The sequence below is a fragment of the Thermosipho sp. 1244 genome, assembly GCF_018588215.1.
Classification (GTDB): Bacteria; Thermotogota; Thermotogae; order Thermotogales; family Fervidobacteriaceae; genus Thermosipho; species Thermosipho affectus.
In genome coordinates, this window is record NZ_LNGA01000012.1 from 55383 (window position 1) to 71745 (window position 16363).

At 28.8% G+C, this 16363-nt stretch carries 21 protein-coding genes; 12 read left to right on the plus strand and 9 right to left on the minus strand.

What is annotated here, in order from left to right; all coding sequences use genetic code 11:
• The first annotated feature begins 15 nt into the window (after positions 1-15).
• The 12 genes from AS157_RS02160 to AS157_RS02215 are packed head-to-tail and all read left to right on the plus strand — an operon-like array spanning position 16 to position 11607.
• Complete coding sequence (locus AS157_RS02160; protein ID WP_077289854.1) at positions 16-639, plus strand: cyclodeaminase/cyclohydrolase family protein; 624 nt, start codon at positions 16-18, stop codon at positions 637-639.
• Positions 623-1726 (plus strand): tRNA guanosine(34) transglycosylase Tgt, encoded by a 1104-nt coding sequence (tgt, locus tag AS157_RS02165; protein WP_077289853.1) that lies wholly within the window; start codon positions 623-625, stop codon positions 1724-1726. The genes AS157_RS02160 and tgt overlap by 17 nt, the downstream gene beginning before the upstream one ends.
• Positions 1719-2495: a hypothetical protein gene (locus AS157_RS02170; protein ID WP_077289852.1), complete on the plus strand. Its 777-nt coding sequence runs from the start codon at positions 1719-1721 to the stop codon at positions 2493-2495. The genes tgt and AS157_RS02170 overlap by 8 nt, the downstream gene beginning before the upstream one ends.
• Positions 2496-3020 carry a bifunctional pyr operon transcriptional regulator/uracil phosphoribosyltransferase PyrR gene (gene pyrR / locus AS157_RS02175; RefSeq protein WP_077289851.1) on the plus strand — a complete coding sequence of 175 codons (525 nt, stop codon included), beginning with the start codon at positions 2496-2498 and terminating at the stop codon, positions 3018-3020. It begins immediately after the preceding gene.
• Positions 3020-4309, plus strand: a complete 1290-nt coding sequence (gene glmM / locus AS157_RS02180) for a phosphoglucosamine mutase (protein WP_250880015.1) — start codon at positions 3020-3022, stop codon at positions 4307-4309. Before pyrR ends, glmM begins: the two co-directional genes overlap by 1 nt.
• A gap of 5 nt (positions 4310-4314) precedes the next feature.
• The gene (locus AS157_RS02185) at positions 4315-4620 is read left to right on the plus strand and encodes a metal-sulfur cluster assembly factor (RefSeq protein WP_075666435.1); all 306 of its coding nucleotides are present in this window, start codon (positions 4315-4317) and stop codon (positions 4618-4620) included.
• Positions 4617-5402, plus strand: a complete 786-nt coding sequence (gene prmC / locus AS157_RS02190) for a peptide chain release factor N(5)-glutamine methyltransferase (RefSeq protein WP_077289849.1) — start codon at positions 4617-4619, stop codon at positions 5400-5402. The genes AS157_RS02185 and prmC overlap by 4 nt, the downstream gene beginning before the upstream one ends.
• 6 nt (positions 5403-5408) lie before the next feature.
• Positions 5409-5864, plus strand: coding sequence for a 50S ribosomal protein L9 (gene rplI, locus AS157_RS02195; RefSeq protein ID WP_077289848.1), 456 nt, complete (start codon positions 5409-5411; stop codon positions 5862-5864).
• A complete protein-coding gene (locus AS157_RS02200; RefSeq protein WP_077289847.1) occupies positions 5861-6697 on the plus strand; it encodes an MBL fold metallo-hydrolase in 837 nt (278 codons plus the stop codon). The genes rplI and AS157_RS02200 overlap by 4 nt, the downstream gene beginning before the upstream one ends.
• A gap of 10 nt (positions 6698-6707) precedes the next feature.
• On the plus strand, positions 6708-7883 hold the full coding sequence (locus tag AS157_RS02205) for a metallophosphoesterase (protein ID WP_077289846.1): 1176 nt from the start codon (positions 6708-6710) through the stop codon (positions 7881-7883).
• A complete protein-coding gene (locus AS157_RS02210; RefSeq protein ID WP_077289845.1) occupies positions 7880-10462 on the plus strand; it encodes a CBS domain-containing protein in 2583 nt (860 codons plus the stop codon). Before AS157_RS02205 ends, AS157_RS02210 begins: the two co-directional genes overlap by 4 nt.
• Positions 10459-11607, plus strand: a complete 1149-nt coding sequence (locus AS157_RS02215; RefSeq protein WP_077289844.1) for a TolB-like translocation protein — start codon at positions 10459-10461, stop codon at positions 11605-11607. The genes AS157_RS02210 and AS157_RS02215 overlap by 4 nt, the downstream gene beginning before the upstream one ends.
• Here the strand turns inward: AS157_RS02215 and AS157_RS02220 are convergent.
• The 9 genes from AS157_RS02220 to AS157_RS02255 are packed head-to-tail and all read right to left on the minus strand — an operon-like array spanning position 11596 to position 16362.
• Entirely contained in the window at positions 11596-12339 is a 744-nt protein-coding gene (locus AS157_RS02220; protein WP_231450385.1) for a hypothetical protein, read from the minus strand. The genes AS157_RS02215 and AS157_RS02220 overlap by 12 nt on opposite strands.
• A gap of 17 nt (positions 12340-12356) precedes the next feature.
• Positions 12357-12512 (minus strand): hypothetical protein, encoded by a 156-nt coding sequence (locus AS157_RS09445; RefSeq protein ID WP_231450384.1) that lies wholly within the window; start codon positions 12510-12512, stop codon positions 12357-12359.
• The gene (locus AS157_RS02225; protein WP_077289843.1) at positions 12509-13186 is read right to left on the minus strand and encodes a hypothetical protein; all 678 of its coding nucleotides are present in this window, start codon (positions 13184-13186) and stop codon (positions 12509-12511) included. Before AS157_RS02225 ends, AS157_RS09445 begins: the two co-directional genes overlap by 4 nt.
• Positions 13174-13611 carry a hypothetical protein gene (locus AS157_RS02230; protein ID WP_075666428.1) on the minus strand — a complete coding sequence of 146 codons (438 nt, stop codon included), beginning with the start codon at positions 13609-13611 and terminating at the stop codon, positions 13174-13176. Before AS157_RS02230 ends, AS157_RS02225 begins: the two co-directional genes overlap by 13 nt.
• The gene (locus tag AS157_RS02235; RefSeq protein ID WP_077289842.1) at positions 13608-13910 is read right to left on the minus strand and encodes a hypothetical protein; all 303 of its coding nucleotides are present in this window, start codon (positions 13908-13910) and stop codon (positions 13608-13610) included. The genes AS157_RS02230 and AS157_RS02235 overlap by 4 nt, the downstream gene beginning before the upstream one ends.
• A gap of 3 nt (positions 13911-13913) precedes the next feature.
• Positions 13914-14591 (minus strand): sigma-70 family RNA polymerase sigma factor, encoded by a 678-nt coding sequence (locus AS157_RS02240; protein ID WP_077289841.1) that lies wholly within the window; start codon positions 14589-14591, stop codon positions 13914-13916.
• Positions 14588-15070: a chemoreceptor glutamine deamidase/glutamate methylesterase CheD gene (gene cheD / locus AS157_RS02245; protein ID WP_077289840.1), complete on the minus strand. Its 483-nt coding sequence runs from the start codon at positions 15068-15070 to the stop codon at positions 14588-14590. The genes AS157_RS02240 and cheD overlap by 4 nt, the downstream gene beginning before the upstream one ends.
• Positions 15070-15687: a CheY-P phosphatase CheC gene (gene cheC, locus AS157_RS02250; protein WP_075666424.1), complete on the minus strand. Its 618-nt coding sequence runs from the start codon at positions 15685-15687 to the stop codon at positions 15070-15072. Before cheC ends, cheD begins: the two co-directional genes overlap by 1 nt.
• 12 nt (positions 15688-15699) lie before the next feature.
• Positions 15700-16362: a flagellar brake protein gene (locus tag AS157_RS02255; RefSeq protein WP_077289839.1), complete on the minus strand. Its 663-nt coding sequence runs from the start codon at positions 16360-16362 to the stop codon at positions 15700-15702.
• Between the last annotated feature and the right edge of the window lies 1 nt (position 16363).

The window sequence follows — 16363 nt, forward strand, 5'->3', positions numbered from 1 at the left end:
AAGGGGGAGTTTCTTATGAATGTTGAAAAGACCACCTTAAAGGAATTTTGTGATATGGTTTCTGATAAATCACCAGTACCTGGTGGAGGAGCAGTGGGGGCAATTGTTGCAGCTTTTTCTGCTGCATTGAATCAAATGGTTGCAAATTTAACCATTGGTAAGAAAAAATACGCTGAATACGAAGAAAGCATGGAAGAAGTTTTAGAACACATGGAATATTCAAGAAATAAATTACAAGATATAGCCACAAAAGACATGGAAGCATTCAACGAAGTTATGAAAGCAATTAAAATCCCAAGAGATAATCCGGAAAGAGGAAAGATTTTACAAGAAGCATTAAAAAAAGCAGCCGATGTTCCATTTGAACTTGCAAGAGAAACTAGGAATATATTAAAATATTCACAAATTACAAGTAAATTTGGAAATAAAAATGCCATATCAGATGCATATTCTTCAGCAGAACTTGCTTATTCTTCTTTCAGAATAGCTATGTACAACGTGTTAATTAATCTTTCAAGTATAAAGGATGAAAAATTTGTAAAAAAATATAAAGAAGAACTGGAAGATCTAAAGAATGAAGTCGATGGATTATACAAAAGTATTAGGGAGTTGATAAAGGAAAATGGGTTTGAAATTTGAGCTTTTAAAAACAACAAAAAATGCTAGAAGAGGTAGAATATATCTACCACACGGAGTTGTAGAAACTCCAACTTTTATGCCAGTGGGCACTAATGCAAATGTAAAATTAATGACACCTGAAAACTTAAAGAATGTAGGTGCGCAAATTATACTTGCCAACGCATTCCATTTGTATTTAAAACCAGGTATAGAAGTTTTAAAACATCATGATGGAATACACAATTTTATGAATTGGGATAGACCGGTTTTAACTGATAGTGGAGGGTTTCAAGTATTTAGTTTAAGAAAGGGTAGAAAGATAACAAAAGATGGAGTATTAATAAAGTCTCCACTAGATGGAAGTATGCATATGATTACTCCAGAACTTTCTATGGAAATTCAAAATGCCATTGGTTCAGATATAGTTATGGCCTTTGATTATTGTGCTGAACCTGGAATTACTCATCAAGAAGCAGTATATGCACTGGAACTTACAACTCAGTGGGCTGAAAGGAGTTTAAAAAAAATAAGGAGTTTGTCGGATCAAGCAATATTTGGTATAGTTCAAGGAGCATTTTTTAAAGACTTGAGGGAAAGAAGCGCAAAAGAAATTACCAGCATGAATTTTGATGGATTTGCCATAGGCGGATTAAGCGTTGGTGAAGAATATGACTTAACTTTAGAAATGACTGAATTTACAGTCCCTCTTTTACCTGAAAATAAACCTAGGTATTTTATGGGAGCAGGAGCACCAAGATTAATAGTTGATCTAGTTAATCTTGGCGTGGATGTTTTTGACAGTGTACTACCAACAAGGGTAGCAAGACATGGTCAGGCTTTGACGTGGAAAGGGAAAATAAATATAAGAGCTGCAAAACATAAATTTGATAAGACGCCTATTGACAAAGAATGTAAGTGCTACACATGTAGAAATTATTCTAGATCTTATTTGAGACATCTTTTTGATAGAGGTGAAGCTTTAGGGCAAATACTTCTAACAATACATAATTTGCATTTTATGATGGATTTAAGTAAAAGGATTCGTGAAAGTATTGATAACGATACCTTTGAGGATCTAAGGGGGGAGGTTTTAAAATATTATGCTTAAAAAAAATTTGGTAATTTTATTAAGTATTTTAAGTGTTTTTTTATTTTCCATGAGAAATATTGAAAACCCTGCAAATTTTAGAGAAAATTATACAAGCTTGGGGTTTACATATTCTACTTATTTTTCAGATATATGGGTTACCAAGTTTGGACTGTTTTATAGTGAAAAAGAAGATAATTTGATCGGCAAATTATATCTTTTTACCGAAAATGCAAGCCCAGAAAATCTCAATAGGATTGGTTATATCTTGAAATCAGTGGGCGATGAATTTCAGTGGGGTATAAACTTTCTCGTTAAAAAATATACTAATAGCACAAATGAGGGATATTCTTTTTGCTTAGGCGTAGGTTTTATGAGTAAAATCATAAATTACGTAAAGTTGGGAGCTTTTGTTGAAGAACTGACACTTTTTGCCCAAAGTCCATTTGAATTTTTTAAACCAGATGTTGGTGTAGATTTGATAATTGGGAATGAAACATATAGTCTTGTTGCAAATTTTCAATTTATAAAACAAGAGTACTTTCAGTTTAATGTAGGTCCTGTACTTAACTTTAAAACATTGGAATTAGGTGCTTTCTGGAATCCAGGATATACTATTAACAAATCGTTTTTCAATAAAATCAGTGGTTATTTTGCATTAAGAATAGAAAAACTTATGGTATTACTTGATGCATTTTATGCAATTGACAGAGATACAGTTTCTGATCTACCAATGCATTATGAAAACACACTGTACGGTTACAATCTATTATTTGAGGTGGGGTTTTAAATGAAAAAAATTTTGGAAAAAGACGATATTAGAAGGTCCCTAATGAGAATTTCGCATGAAATACTTGAAAAAAATAAAGGCGCAAAGGATATTGTTTTAATTGGTATATTTACAAGAGGATATTATTTAGCTAAAAGAATAGCTGAAAATATAAAGAAAATAGAAAATGTTGAGGTAAATGTAGGAGGATTAGATGTAGGACCATTTAGAGATGATGATAAAAAAACAAACACAGATAAAAGTGAAATAAACTTTGATGTAAAAGATAAAATAGTTATACTAGTAGATGATGTGTTATTTACCGGTAGAACAGCAAGAGCAGCTATGGATGCAGTAACACATAGAGGAAGACCAAAACTTATACAATTATCCGTCCTTGTGGATAGAGGACATAGAGAATTTCCAATAAGACCTGATTATGTAGGAAAAAACATTCCTAGCTCGAAGGATAGGGAAATAGTAAAAGTAAAAATAAAAGAAATTGACGACGAAGATGCAGTATATATTTTCAATAAGGAGGCGTAATGGTGAAACTTTTTGGGACCGATGGAATCAGAGGAGTTGTAAATGAATTCTTGACTCCAGAACTTGCATTCAAATTAGGAAATGTATTGGGAAATATGGTAGATAAAAAAATATTTATCGCAAAAGATACAAGGGCATCTGGTGATATGTTAGAAGAAGCTTTGGTTGCAGGAATTACATCTGCTGGTGTAGATGCGTATAAATGCGGAATTCTACCAACTCCTGCTCTTGCACTTATTACTAGAATAGAAAATGCCGCTGGTGTTATGATATCCGCTTCACATAATCCACCAAAGTACAATGGTTTAAAAGTTTTAATGAAAGGTTATAAGCTTCCAGATGAAATTGAAGAAAGAATAGAATTTGAAATGAAAAATATAAAATATTGTAATTATAAAAATATTGGAAGAGTAATAAACTACAGTTTTGCACATGAGGAGTATTTTGAATACATAAAAAAGACATACAAAGGTTTAGATTTACAAGGAATAAAATTAATAGTTGATGTAGCAAATGGTGCCACATATGATTTAAATCCTAAAATTTTAGAATTTTTCGGAGCAAAAGTAGAGGTAATTAATGATCAACCAGATGGGTTTAACATAAACAGAGAATGTGGTTCTACACATCCTGAAGAGGTAAAAAAATATATCACAGGTGGTAAAATTTCGGTTTTGTATGATGGTGATGGAGATAGATGTATATTTGTAGATGAAAATGGAAATGAATTTCACGGCGATAAAATTTTAGGCGTTACAGCACTCAAATTGAAAAGAGAACAAAGATTGGCAAATGACACAGTTGTGTTAACAATCCTTTCAAATATGGGAGTTGAAGAGTTTTTAAAAAACAATAAAATTAATACTGTAAGAACCAAAGTGGGAGATAGATATGTCTTAGAAGAAATGTTAAAAAATAATTACGTTTTAGGCGGAGAAAGAAGTGGGCATATAATTTATAAAGATAGAAACACAACTGGTGACGGATTAATAACAACATTGGAAGTTTTATCTTATCTTGTATGGCAACAAAGTACTTTATCTGAGTTATCAAAATTGGTGCCTGATTATCCACAAGTTATGATAAACGTAGAAGTAAAAAATAAAGAAGTTTATAAAAATAAGAGTGTTTTTGATCTTATGAAAGAAACAAAGAATTGTAGAGTTATTATTAGACCATCTGGTACAGAACCAGTTATTAGGATTTTAGTTGAAGGTCCTGAATTTGATGAAATTAACCATGTAGCAAATAACTTTTCAAACTTAATTGAAAAATTGGATAAGGAGTGAAAAGCATGGCAAATATAACTGAAGAAATGGTTTGGAATAAGCTTAAAGAGGTTATTGATTTCGAAATAGGTTTAGACGTTGTTTCTTTGGGATTAGTATATGAAGTTAAAGTGGATGATAAAAATAATATATTTGTATTGATGACTATGACAACACCAATGTGTCCACTCGCTGGTATGATTTTGCAAGATGCAGAAGCAAAATTAAGAGAATTAGATGGGGTAAATGATGTAAAAGTGGAATTGACCTTTGACCCACCTTGGACACCTGAAAGGGTAGATCCAAACGTCAGGTCACAACTTGGTATATGAAAGTTTTAGACGTAATTGATATCTTTAGAAAAAAAAGGCTTCCAGAATTGGAAGCCTATATTCTATTGAAATATTTTACCAAAAAATCAAAAGAATATCTTATCGCACATCCAGATTATGAATTTGATGGAACTGAATTTGAAAAATGGATAAATTTGAGATTAAAAGGTTATCCTTTAGCTTATATAGTTAAAGAAAAGGAATTTTTCAAATACAAATTTTATATTGAAGAAGGAGTTTTAATTCCAAGACCTGAAACTGAACTTTTAGTAGAGATTGCAATCGATATAATAGAAAAAAATAAAATAAAAAAGATTGCAGAAGTTGGTGTTGGAAGTGGTGCGTTAATTATTTCAATTCTTTTAAACACAAATTGTATTGGTTATGCAACTGACATATCTGATAAAGCAATAAAAGTAGCAACTATAAACTTAAAAAGGTACAACCTTGAAAAAAGGTTAAAAATACAAAAGGGAAAATATCTTGAGCCTTTCAACAAAAAATTTAGTGAAATTGAACTTATTGTATCTAATCCACCTTATGTAAGAAAAGACGCAATTCTTTCTTCGGAAATCCACTATGAACCAAAAGAAGCTTTGTTTTCAGGTGAAGATGGACTAGATTTTTACAGAAAATTCTTAGATTTGTATGATTTTTCTGATAAAATTGTAGTAATGGAAATAGGTCATGATCAAGGAGAATTTTTCAGGAAAAAAGATTGGACTGTTATAAAAGATTATTCGGGGAACGACAGAATAGTAATGAAAGATTTTCGGAGGTGAAATTTTATGAAAGTAGTCTTGTTAAGAGATGTTCCAAAAATTGGGAAAAAGGGAGAAATTAAAAATGTCTCAGATGGATATGCAAGAAATTTTCTTATACCAAAGGGATTAGCCCTTGAAGCAACTCCAAAAGTTTTAAAAAGATTAGAAGACGAAAGAAAAAAAGCAGAAGAGGAAAAAGCAAAGAAAAAGAAAGAAAATGAAGAAATTTTAAAAAATTTACAAAAGTATTTCTATAAAATTCTGGTAAAAGCAGGAGAAAGTGGTAAGTTATTTGGCGCTTTAACTAGTTCAGATATTGCGGATGCTATTTTAAAATTTTCGGGTATAAAAATAGATAAAAAGCATATAATATTAGACAAACCTATAAAAAATGTTGGAATTTACGATATTTTAATAAAATTTCCAGAAGGAGTTTCTGGAAAAATTAAAGTTGAAGTTGTTCAGGAGGGTAAAAATTGAATATAATCGCTTATTCGAAAGCTTTATATACAACTTGGATTTATTATTCTCCTGAACGGATACTTTTTGATTCAGGAGAGTCTGTTTCTACGCTCCTAAATAATAAAATCTATGCTATAAAACACATTTTTTTGACACATGGTCATGTGGATCATATATCCGGATTATGGTCCTTGATTAACACAAGAAATAATGCAATGGGAGATAGAGAAAAGGCATTAAATATTTATTATCCAAAGGGAAACAAAGGAATAAAAGAATATTTAGAATTTATTAAAAAGATGAATTCTGACTTAAAATTTAAATTGGGTATATTTCCTTTAGAAGAAGGTGAAAAAATAATTTTAAGGGAAAAGAGCCCTAAAAAATATATAGTACCATTTAGAGTAACACATACATATAGTGAAAAAAGTTTTGGATATCATATCTTTGAAGTAAGAAAAAAATTAAAAAGAGAATTTCTGGGCTTGAGACAATCTAAATTAGCAGAACTTGCAAAAAAATATGGTGGAGACTATATCTCAGAAAATTTTGAAAAGAAAATACTAACAGTTTCTGGAGACACATATCTTCTGAAAAAAGAAGATATAAAAGATACGGAGATATTATTTCACGAATGTACTTTTCTCAAAAAAGAAGATAGAAAGTATAAAAATCATGCTGTTTTAGAAGATGTTTTAGAACTTGTAAAAGACACCAATGTAAAAAAATTGATTTTATACCATATTTCAGGAAGATACGGTAGAAGACCGGAAAAGTATTTGGAAGAGTATGTAAATAATTTAAATATGGAAATTTATATTGTAAAACCCGAAAAAATATTTAGATTATGAAGGTGTATATATGGAAAAATATTTGTTTTTAAGTGATTTGCACGTTGGTGATGGAAAGGAAAAAGACGATTTTGAGCAAGATTATTATTTTGAAAAACTGTTAAAAGATTTTTCAGATAATTCTAACATTTCCCTTTTTATTGTAGGAGATGTTTTCGAATTTGTTGAAAGTAAATTAACTTTAGAAATAAATTTATCTAATTATGAAAAAGCTATAAAATCAATTCCAGAGAATATAATCGATGAATATGAAAAAAATCATCCTTCTGTTTTTTCTGCATTAAGAAAAATAGGAAAAAATGGAAAGATATATTATATTGTTGGTAATCATGATTACTATTTATTGAAAAACAAAAAATTATCCGAAAGATTATTGGAAAAAATTCCCAATTTATACATCAAACCTTATTATTACGATGAAAGGTTGAAACTACTTGTTATTCATGGTAATCAATTTGATCCAGTAAATAGATTTTCAATAAATTCTAATACTGGGGAGCTGGTTCCACCACTTGGTGAATACATAGTAAAGTATATGATGAAAAATTTTGATTCAAAAATTGATCTTCCAAAACAAATAGTAAAAGATTATGACAATGTAAGACCAACGCTTGATTTATTCGATTGGTTTAACGTTATCTCTAAAAAATACGATTTGGGAATAGATTTACTAAGATTTTGGATCGATGAATTTTTGAATATGATGAAAACATCAGAGGCAAAAAAATGGATGAAAGTAAACTATCCATTTTGGAGTAAATTTTCAAAGGTGTTTTTAAATGATTTTGGAGGAATAAAATTTGGAGAGTTTATTATCCGTATAGTGATGCATTTTAGAACCTTAAAAAAGACAGATTATTTATCTAAAAAAGCAAAAAAAATTCTAAGTGAAAAATTGGATTTAGGTAAATATATGGTGGGATATGACTTTCAAAATGATATTGGAAAGGTTAATGGAATAGTAATGGGACACATTCACAAACATAATTTCAAGGTTTTTACTACGTCAAATTCTCCTAAATTTTACATTAATTGCGGTTCTTGGAAACCTGTTGTGGAAAAAATAAAAGGTAGAGTATTTCATAAAAAAAATGAACTATTTTACGCTGTTTTGAATGTGGGAAAAGATATTGAGATAATTACTTCCACTGTAAATATGCTAAAGAGTCGGGAAGTGATATTTTGAAAGTTGTTACACCACACAAATCACCGGATTTTGATGGATTTGCCGCAGCATATGCATTTAAAAAATTAAATCCAGATTTTAAGTTAGTTGTTAGTGGAAGATTCCAACAAAATTTGGAAGAATTTTTACGCTTATTTGACTTTGAGTATATTAATGAAAAATCAATTGACGAAGATATTGAAAAATTAGTGGTGGTAGATACAGGGACTTTAGATAGAGTTGGGAATAAAATTAAAGAAAAACTTAAATTATCCTCAAAAATAAAAGTTTATGATCACCACCCTGCAATTAAAATTCATGAGAAAAAATTGGATATTGATGTTTTCGAGATAGGTTCTATAACTACTTATTTTGTACTGAAGATTAAGAAAAAAAATATAGAAATAAATGAAAATGAAGCAACATTATTTGCCATTGCAATATATGAAGATACGGGAAATTTCTTGTATGATACCACTAAACCAGAAGACTTAGAAGCTGCAAAATTTTTACTAGAAAAAGGCGCAATGTTAGAATATATACAAGAATTTACCAGTTTGGAAATTAATACAGAACAAAAAAATTTAATGCACATGTTAGGTGAAAATATTGAAATAATTAAATTAGATAATAATGAAATAGCAATAGCCAGTGCTGAAATAGAAAAGTTCATTGGCGGTTTAAATATAATAACTACGAAACTTTGGGAATTTGAAAATTATGATACCTTAATATCCGTTGTCAGAATGGGGAAAAAAATATTCATTGTTGGTAGAACTAAAAGTGAAGAAGTAAATATAAAGAAATTAATGGAAATTTTTGGTGGTGGAGGACATTTTAAAGCTGGTTCTGCAACTTTACAAAATGTTTCTATTGATGAAGTTATTTATAAATTAAAACATGTGCTTTCTCAAGCAATTGAAAGTTCCAGAAAAGCAAAAGACATAATGACTTCACCAGTGAGAACTGTACTTAGCCATGAAACTATTGGCAAGGTTAACGAATTAATGAATTTAACAGGACATGGTGGATTTCCAATAATTGAAGGAAATAAATTAGTTGGAATAGTAACTAGGAAGGCAGTTGATAAAGCAATAAGACATGGGCTTTCAAATAGACCAGTAAAATCAATAATGAACACAAAATTGATTACCGTGTATGAAGATGAGTCCATATTAAAGGTAAAAAAGATAATGTTAGAAAATGATATTGGAAGAATTCCAGTTTTAAATAAAAATAATATTTTAGTAGGAATAATTACTAGAACAGATTTATTGAATGCAGATATAGAAAAAGCAAAAAATAAAAAAGTAAATATAGACTTTTTTGAAGATGCTAAACCCATTATGATCAAAAATATTCCAAATAAAGTTTTAAATCTCTTGAGACTTCTAGGAACATATGGAGATGATAATAAAACACCTGTGTATGTTGTTGGCGGTTTTGTAAGGGATCTATTCCTAGGAATAAAAAATTTTGATATAGATTTAGTGGTTGAAGGAAATGGTATAGAATTTGCACGTTATGCTAGTAAACAATTAGGTGTAAAGATGGTAGAACATGAAAAATTTTTGACTGCTTCGTTATTTTTTAAAGATGGGTTCAGAATAGATATTGCAACTGCGCGAACAGAATATTATGATAAACCTGCAGAATTACCAAAAGTAGATGTAAGTACTATAAAAAAAGATTTATATAGAAGAGATTTCACGATAAATGCCATGGCAATAAAATTAAATTCCGGCGAGTTTGGTACATTATATGACTTTTTTGGTTCCAGAAAAGATTTAGAAAATAAAATTATCAGAGTTTTACACAAATTAAGTTTTATTGAAGATCCAACTAGGATAATAAGAGCAGTAAGATTTGAACAAAGATTTGATTTTAAAATTGAAGATGAAACATTAGAAATTTTGAAAGAGACGTTAGAAGGAAACTATTTAGAAAAAGTAACAGGCCAACGCATAAGGCAAGAACTGGAAAAAATTATTAAAGAAAAAGATCCAGTAAAAGGTATAAAAAGGCTAGCTGAATTAAAAATTTTAATGCATATTTTTCCAAAAACATATTTTACAACAACTATGGAAAAAAAATTAAAAAATATGCTTGTATCTTTTAATTTATTAAAAAATATTTACACAAAAAGAAATATCTTCTACGCATTTTTAAGAATACTACTTGAGTTTTACGATATGGAATCTTTAAAAAATGTTGAGGAAAGATATGGAATTCCAAAAAAATTCGTCGACGAGCTAAAAAAAACTGAAAGAAGGTTAATACCTGTTATTGAAATGATAAAAACAAGGATTAAATTTTCTGATATCTATAAAGTTATTGGAAAGCCAATTTTTGAAACAGCAGCACATATTATGGCTTATTTGGATGATAATAATTCAAGGGAATATTTTAAAAAATATCTTGAAAGGGTTTTTAGTACTAAACTCAACATCAAAGGAAACATTTTAAAAGACAAATTTAATATTAAATCTAGTCCAGAAATTGGTAAAATTATGAACAGTATTTTTTGTTATAAATTAGATAATCCAAGTATTAATGAAATGGAGAAATTAAAGGAACTACTGGGAGGGACAATTGAATGAAAAAATTATTGTTATTAATTTTGATAATAACTACAAATCTTTTTTCCTATACAGTTGGAGTAATCACCCATTATAGCACAGAAACTTATCAAATTTTATTGGACGCAAGTAATCTTTTAAATAATTATAAAGATTACAAAGTACTTTTTTTGGATAATTATGCTTCTGCAGATTATCTTGTAAATTTATATTTAACATATGATGCAACAAATGATATTTATATAGCTACTTACGAAGACGGAAATTATAAAATAAGTAGTCGTTTCTCATTCAAAGGTTATAAAAGCTATAATACATTTTTAAAGGAAATTATCTATTATCCTTTAGAAAAAATTTCTTTTCACAAACTAAGAACAAGGAAATTTAATAATTATCTTCATTTAACATTTCATCCAGGAGTAGATGAGTACGGAGATTTTAAAGATGGAAAGTTTTTATTTATAACTGATAGGCTAGGAGGAAATAGAAATATTGCGTATATTGACATTTTAAATGAACAGATGAATATACTACCCATTTGGGGAAGTAGCGAATACTATCCTAAGTTTTCAAATGATTTAAAACAAATAATTTTTCAAGGTTCGTTACATGGAAATTGGAATATATATATAATGCCGTTTTCTTCTGATTATTCAAAAAAAATCAAGAAAATCTCATCTGGTAAGTTGTCTTCTTATACACCTGTATGGTACGGTAATGACAAAATTATATATATTCAGGACTTAGAAAAGGGAAATTTAATGATGATATATGATTTAAAAAAAGCAAAATACAAAGAGCTAAAAACATATGGAGATATGGTTTTTACACCATTTGCAAGTGGAACAGAAATTTATTATACTTCTCTTAATGGAGCTAATTTTGGAATATATAAATATGTAAATGGAAAAAATGAAAAAGTAGAGGATACATTTTACAACGAACATGATCCAGTTATTTATAAAGAAAAGTTAATTTTTACCTCCAATCGTGATGGAACTTACAGAATTTGGATGAAAGACTTAAAAACATCTAGTATTACGTGTTTAACTAAAGATATAAATTACGACGTTTTCTATCCGACAGTCGCAGATGGATTATTGTTTTTCTCTGTATATAAAGATAATGAAGAACCTGATATATTTGTAAAAAAATTAGATTTTTAAAATATGTTTTTTTATATTCTTATCCCAATCTCTAAATTTGTCTTTTGAAATAATCTTGGCTTTTAGGTTTTTTGCAAGTGTCAGAATCATTTCATCTGCTGGAGAATAAAAATATACATTTTGAAATTTTAAAATTTCATTATTTTTAAACATATATTTGGCATTTCTATCGAAAACTATGTAAAACGGAAAATAAAATTTTTTAGTTGTTGAAAGCTTATCAAAAACATCAATAATATTATTTATATTCGCCGGAAAAGTCCAATGCGCAATATTATTCCCATCTAGTATTACAGGACACTCTGGTTTAACAAAAAGAGCCCTTAGTAAATAAGGATGTATTTTTGAAAGTTCTTTAATTTTTTCTTTAGATATTGGATCAAGTTCACGTACTAAATCTTTTATCCAATTAATTCTTTTTAAATCAAAAAACGTTATTTCATTTATTTCAAATACTATATCTTTTAAAAAGGTTTGTTCTTTAACTGTTTCATATGCATATAATTCTAAAAAATCTTTAAGTTTTAACTTAGATAATATTTTTTTCCTTTTTTCGACAAAATCTTTTGTGTATTCTTCATTTAACATTGGAAATGGGAACTTATAAGGATTTGCCCAAAACAGAATTTCTGCAATTTCATTACTTTTAATTCCTAATTCTTCAAAAAGTTTAATTCTCTTGAAAAGACTTCCTTTTCCGTGGATAAGTTGATATGTGTATTGTGAAAACAAATCACGATCTGTATTTTTTAATTTTTTTTTAAACTTTTATTTTCAAGATTTCTAATTAGTATTTTATATTTGCTTTCACTAATTTTTTCAATAGATTTTAAAATTCCAAATATTACTTTTCTCTTTCCTTTAAGTTCGATTAGTCTTGTATATATTTCTGGATCGTATATCATTTGATTACCTCCATTTTATACATATCATTTATTTTAAAGATTACAATATCTGCAAAAAAATCTTTTCTTTTACCGTTTATAAGCACACTAATTTTCTCATCTGAAATAAAAATTTTTTCTGCTTTCCCTAAAGGAACATTTTTAAAAAAACCTATAAACCTTATTTCACTTGTTTTATAAGTTTGAATATATTTTTTTAGTATATTTAAGATCTTATCTTTTTCAACAACTTTTGATGGATAAATTGTCAATTTTAATAAGGAAGGTAAAATTTTTGAGTGTACCTTCGGAACTATTCTTTCTACTTTTTTTACTCTTGTCGTGATTTTAAGTCTTTGGTTCTTAACTTTTTTATCACCTAAATTTAAGAAAACTGGGTTTTCTTTAATTTCAATTGCTTTTGGAAATAAGCTTTTAATGTTTACCTCACTAGCTTCAATAAGAGTGTTTTTTACCATTGTAGTCTCATTTAAATCAAAAAGTGATACAACATTGGGTGCTATATTAAATTCCTTGTTATTTATTTTTATTTTCAATGTTTCATCAAAAGTATTTGTTTGTAAACTAGATTTCTCCGATTTTACCAGCACTTTAATATTATTCTCTACTTTATAAATTTTAATAAATCCCAATTCTTGTTTTAAGGTTTCTACTATATTTTTTATGATTCGCATATGTAATTCAACGCCTTTTCAAGTCTTGAAAAAGGTTCGGTAATATCTATTTTTTCAGAAATTTGCAATAACTTATCCTTAATTGTTTCATTAAAAGGTGTAACTTTGAAATATCTATTATTCAACTCTACATTAAAGGATGATTTTGTTTCAAGAAGCAACACAATATTTTCCTTAAATGTAAGAGAAGGATCATTAACAAGAATAAGCTCTGGTTTGTTTTCAAGCTTCTCCACAAGATTTTTTCCAATAATTTCTACACTCAGATATTCTTCTAAAGAAGAACCATAGATAATTTTCTGTAAAGGTGTGGGGGTTATAGGCTCGGTATATTTAAATTCAACTGGTATACCTCTTTCATCAACTACAAGAATTCCCCCTAAATATTTTTCATTAATTTTTTTTACAGAAAAATATCCTATCAAATTCTCACATCCAATATATGCGAACTATTTTCCACAACGATTTGATTTTTCTTTTTACTTCCTTTTTTATTATAAAAGTTTCTTTTATTGTCACTTTTACTTTCCATTGAATCTTTAATTTGTTTTCCAGATGATTTTTCTATACTTTTTGGGGATGAACGTTCTCTCTTTATCCTCTCATTTAGTTGTTGAGCAGATATTTCAGAAGCTAAGTTGGAATAGTTTTGTAGATGACTAAATTGATTTGACTTTTCTAAGCTACTTCTTAAATAAATTGGATGAAGCTCAATAGGTTCCATTATTTATCCCCCCAACATCTTCTTTAGCTTCAAAATCGTTGAACTGAGTATCTGAGAAACTCTTGATTCAGTCAAATCAAGGACTTTCCCTATTTCCTTGAGTGAAAGTTCTCGTTCGTACCTTAAGCTTAATACCAATTGTTCTTTTTCGCTCAATTTACTTATCGCCTTTATTAATTCCTCCTTTATAATCTCCTTTAATGCATTTTCTTCAGGATTGTCATCAGAAGAAATAGTTTCTTTTATTTCAATATCTTCAATCAAATAATCATCAAGCATTAAAAATTGCTTCCTTACCATTTCGTTATATGCTCTTCTCACATTTTCCAATGGGAGATTAGTAAGTTTTGAAAGTTCTTCAAAATCAATTTTACTTCCAGAATTCTCAGTTTTTGAAATTGCATTTTCAACAATTTTAACTTCATGTCTTAAATTTTTGGGCATCCAGTCAATTTTTCTAAGATAGTCGTACATAGCACCTTTTACCCTTGTTAATAAATATGATCTTAATTTTGACCCTTTTTTTGGATCAAACCTTTCCACTGCTTGAAGCAAGCCTATAAGACCTTCTTGTATTAAATCATCTACTTCAACGTTATGGGGTAAATTTTTTTTTAAATCGTAAGCTATTCTTCTTACATACGGCAGGTATTCTAAAACTATTTTATCTTTATCTATCAAATTTCTATTACCTCCACACTTTCTCCTGTTTTTACCTTTCTAATCATTAGTTTCCCAGATTCAACATCATATTCTATACTTCTTGCCCTATTTCCACCGGTGTCTTCGGAAACAATTTTAATTCCCAATTTTCTTAACATACCTTTTACCGCTTCAACATTTCTTTGACCAACATTCATTGCTGAATTGTTAAACATTGCAGCTCCACCTGCAATTTTAGCTTCAAAATTTCTCCCACCAATTTTTTTAAGTTCTTCAACTACAATCTTTATACCTGTGTCAGCATATTTTCCGGGTTTTGCAACTTCTTTTCCCCCACTATCAGGTAACATTACATGCACCATACCACCTACTAGCTTTGACTTGTCCCTTATACAAACTCCAACACATGAACCTAAGCCCAGAGTAACAAGTATTGTATTTTTATCTCCTACTGCATATTCACCAATACCAATTATTTTTTTGGACTTTTGTGACATTAATTCCACATCCCCAATTTTTCAAGTATCTTTTTTAACGATTCTTCATTAGGTAATAATAATAAATAACCTGTTAGTTTTTTATCTATCCCTTCTATTTCAATAGTAGTTTCTATCAATAGTATATAATCTTCTGTTTGTGTAACAGAAATGGATACTTCCGATAGTATAGCACTAATCATATCCACCGCTATTTCAGGTGGTTCAGGATTGATGAAAAAATTAGTAAAACCAGACAATGCGGTTACATAGGAACCGCACATTATATTTCCTATTTCTTTTAACATGGATATTGAAAATTCATTTAATGTTGTAATGTCCTCTATTTCCATGCCTGTTAAAAGTCTTGCGATTTCTTTTACAGTTGTAGAATTAAGAATTAATAAAATCTCACCTTCAACATCTTCTTTCATTCTCATTTTCACAGCACAAACAATTTCCTCAGGTTTTTCAAAAATAAATGGAATATTGGAAATAGGTAATACTCTTGTAGCAGGTACAGAAATTTCAACCTTTCTTCCAACCATCATAGAAAGTGCAGTAGCTGCATTACCTGTGCCAATATTACCTATTTCGTTTAAAAGATCCAATTGTTTTTCACTTAATTTTTCAAGCATTTTTCTTCCCTCCTATTTCTTCGTTTTCAATTCTCTTTGAAAAACAAACCTTACAAGTTTGTTCTCAAGGTTAACAGGCACATCTATAAATTCTGCACCATACTGAAATCCATCTTCTGTTTTTTGATCTATTCTCACTATTTTAGATTTTTGGTTTTCAAGTTTAAGATTTTCATCTAATTTTAAGTTTATATATATTATATCATTTAATTTTAAAATTACATTTGTTATTAATTTTATTCCTCCAGCGCTAAAGTCTTTTGTCATAAATTGAATAGATTCTGCATCTTGCTCAGGTGACATTTTAAATGTTCCATACAAAAATAATGGAATTCTCTTGAATCTTCTTCTTTCAGTTTTGTTTACATATTCTGGAATTGGTGCAGGGATAAAATACAAATTATCTTTTTTCAGAACACCTAATGATACAGTAGAAAAAGAATACATAGAACTTCTATCAAATACTTTTACATTCATTCTTGTTCCTTTAGGAATTGGTATAAAACGTCCCTTGTAAGTAGGGATAGAAAAAAAAATTAAATTTTTACTAAAATCAATATCAGAAATTGAAGTTTTATATGTTCCTTCCAATTCTTTAACCATTGTAATTTCTATTATACCAGGTAGTCCTATTCTTAAAGCCTTAGTAGAAGGAGTCTTTGTTACGTATGACATA

Bases quoted from the DNA above. Each gene is read 5' to 3' on its own strand.
- AS157_RS02160 (WP_077289854.1), top strand. From the start codon at position 16: ATGAATGTTGAAAAGACCACCTTAAAGGAATTTTGTGATATGGTTTCT.
- tgt (WP_077289853.1), top strand. From the start codon at position 623: ATGGGTTTGAAATTTGAGCTTTTAAAAACAACAAAAAATGCTAGAAGA.
- AS157_RS02170 (WP_077289852.1), top strand. From the start codon at position 1,719: ATGCTTAAAAAAAATTTGGTAATTTTATTAAGTATTTTAAGTGTTTTT.
- pyrR (WP_077289851.1), top strand. From the start codon at position 2,496: ATGAAAAAAATTTTGGAAAAAGACGATATTAGAAGGTCCCTAATGAGA.
- glmM (WP_250880015.1), top strand. From the start codon at position 3,020: ATGGTGAAACTTTTTGGGACCGATGGAATCAGAGGAGTTGTAAATGAA.
- AS157_RS02185 (WP_075666435.1), top strand. From the start codon at position 4,315: ATGGCAAATATAACTGAAGAAATGGTTTGGAATAAGCTTAAAGAGGTT.
- prmC (WP_077289849.1), top strand. From the start codon at position 4,617: ATGAAAGTTTTAGACGTAATTGATATCTTTAGAAAAAAAAGGCTTCCA.
- rplI (WP_077289848.1), top strand. From the start codon at position 5,409: ATGAAAGTAGTCTTGTTAAGAGATGTTCCAAAAATTGGGAAAAAGGGA.
- AS157_RS02205 (WP_077289846.1), top strand. From the start codon at position 6,708: ATGGAAAAATATTTGTTTTTAAGTGATTTGCACGTTGGTGATGGAAAG.
- AS157_RS02215 (WP_077289844.1), top strand. From the start codon at position 10,459: ATGAAAAAATTATTGTTATTAATTTTGATAATAACTACAAATCTTTTT.
- AS157_RS09445 (WP_231450384.1), bottom strand. From the start codon at position 12,512: ATGATATACGATCCAGAAATATATACAAGACTAATCGAACTTAAAGGA.
- AS157_RS02225 (WP_077289843.1), bottom strand. From the start codon at position 13,186: ATGCGAATCATAAAAAATATAGTAGAAACCTTAAAACAAGAATTGGGA.
- AS157_RS02235 (WP_077289842.1), bottom strand. From the start codon at position 13,910: ATGGAACCTATTGAGCTTCATCCAATTTATTTAAGAAGTAGCTTAGAA.
- cheD (WP_077289840.1), bottom strand. From the start codon at position 15,070: ATGTCACAAAAGTCCAAAAAAATAATTGGTATTGGTGAATATGCAGTA.
- cheC (WP_075666424.1), bottom strand. From the start codon at position 15,687: ATGCTTGAAAAATTAAGTGAAAAACAATTGGATCTTTTAAACGAAATA.
- AS157_RS02255 (WP_077289839.1), bottom strand. From the start codon at position 16,362: ATGTCATACGTAACAAAGACTCCTTCTACTAAGGCTTTAAGAATAGGA.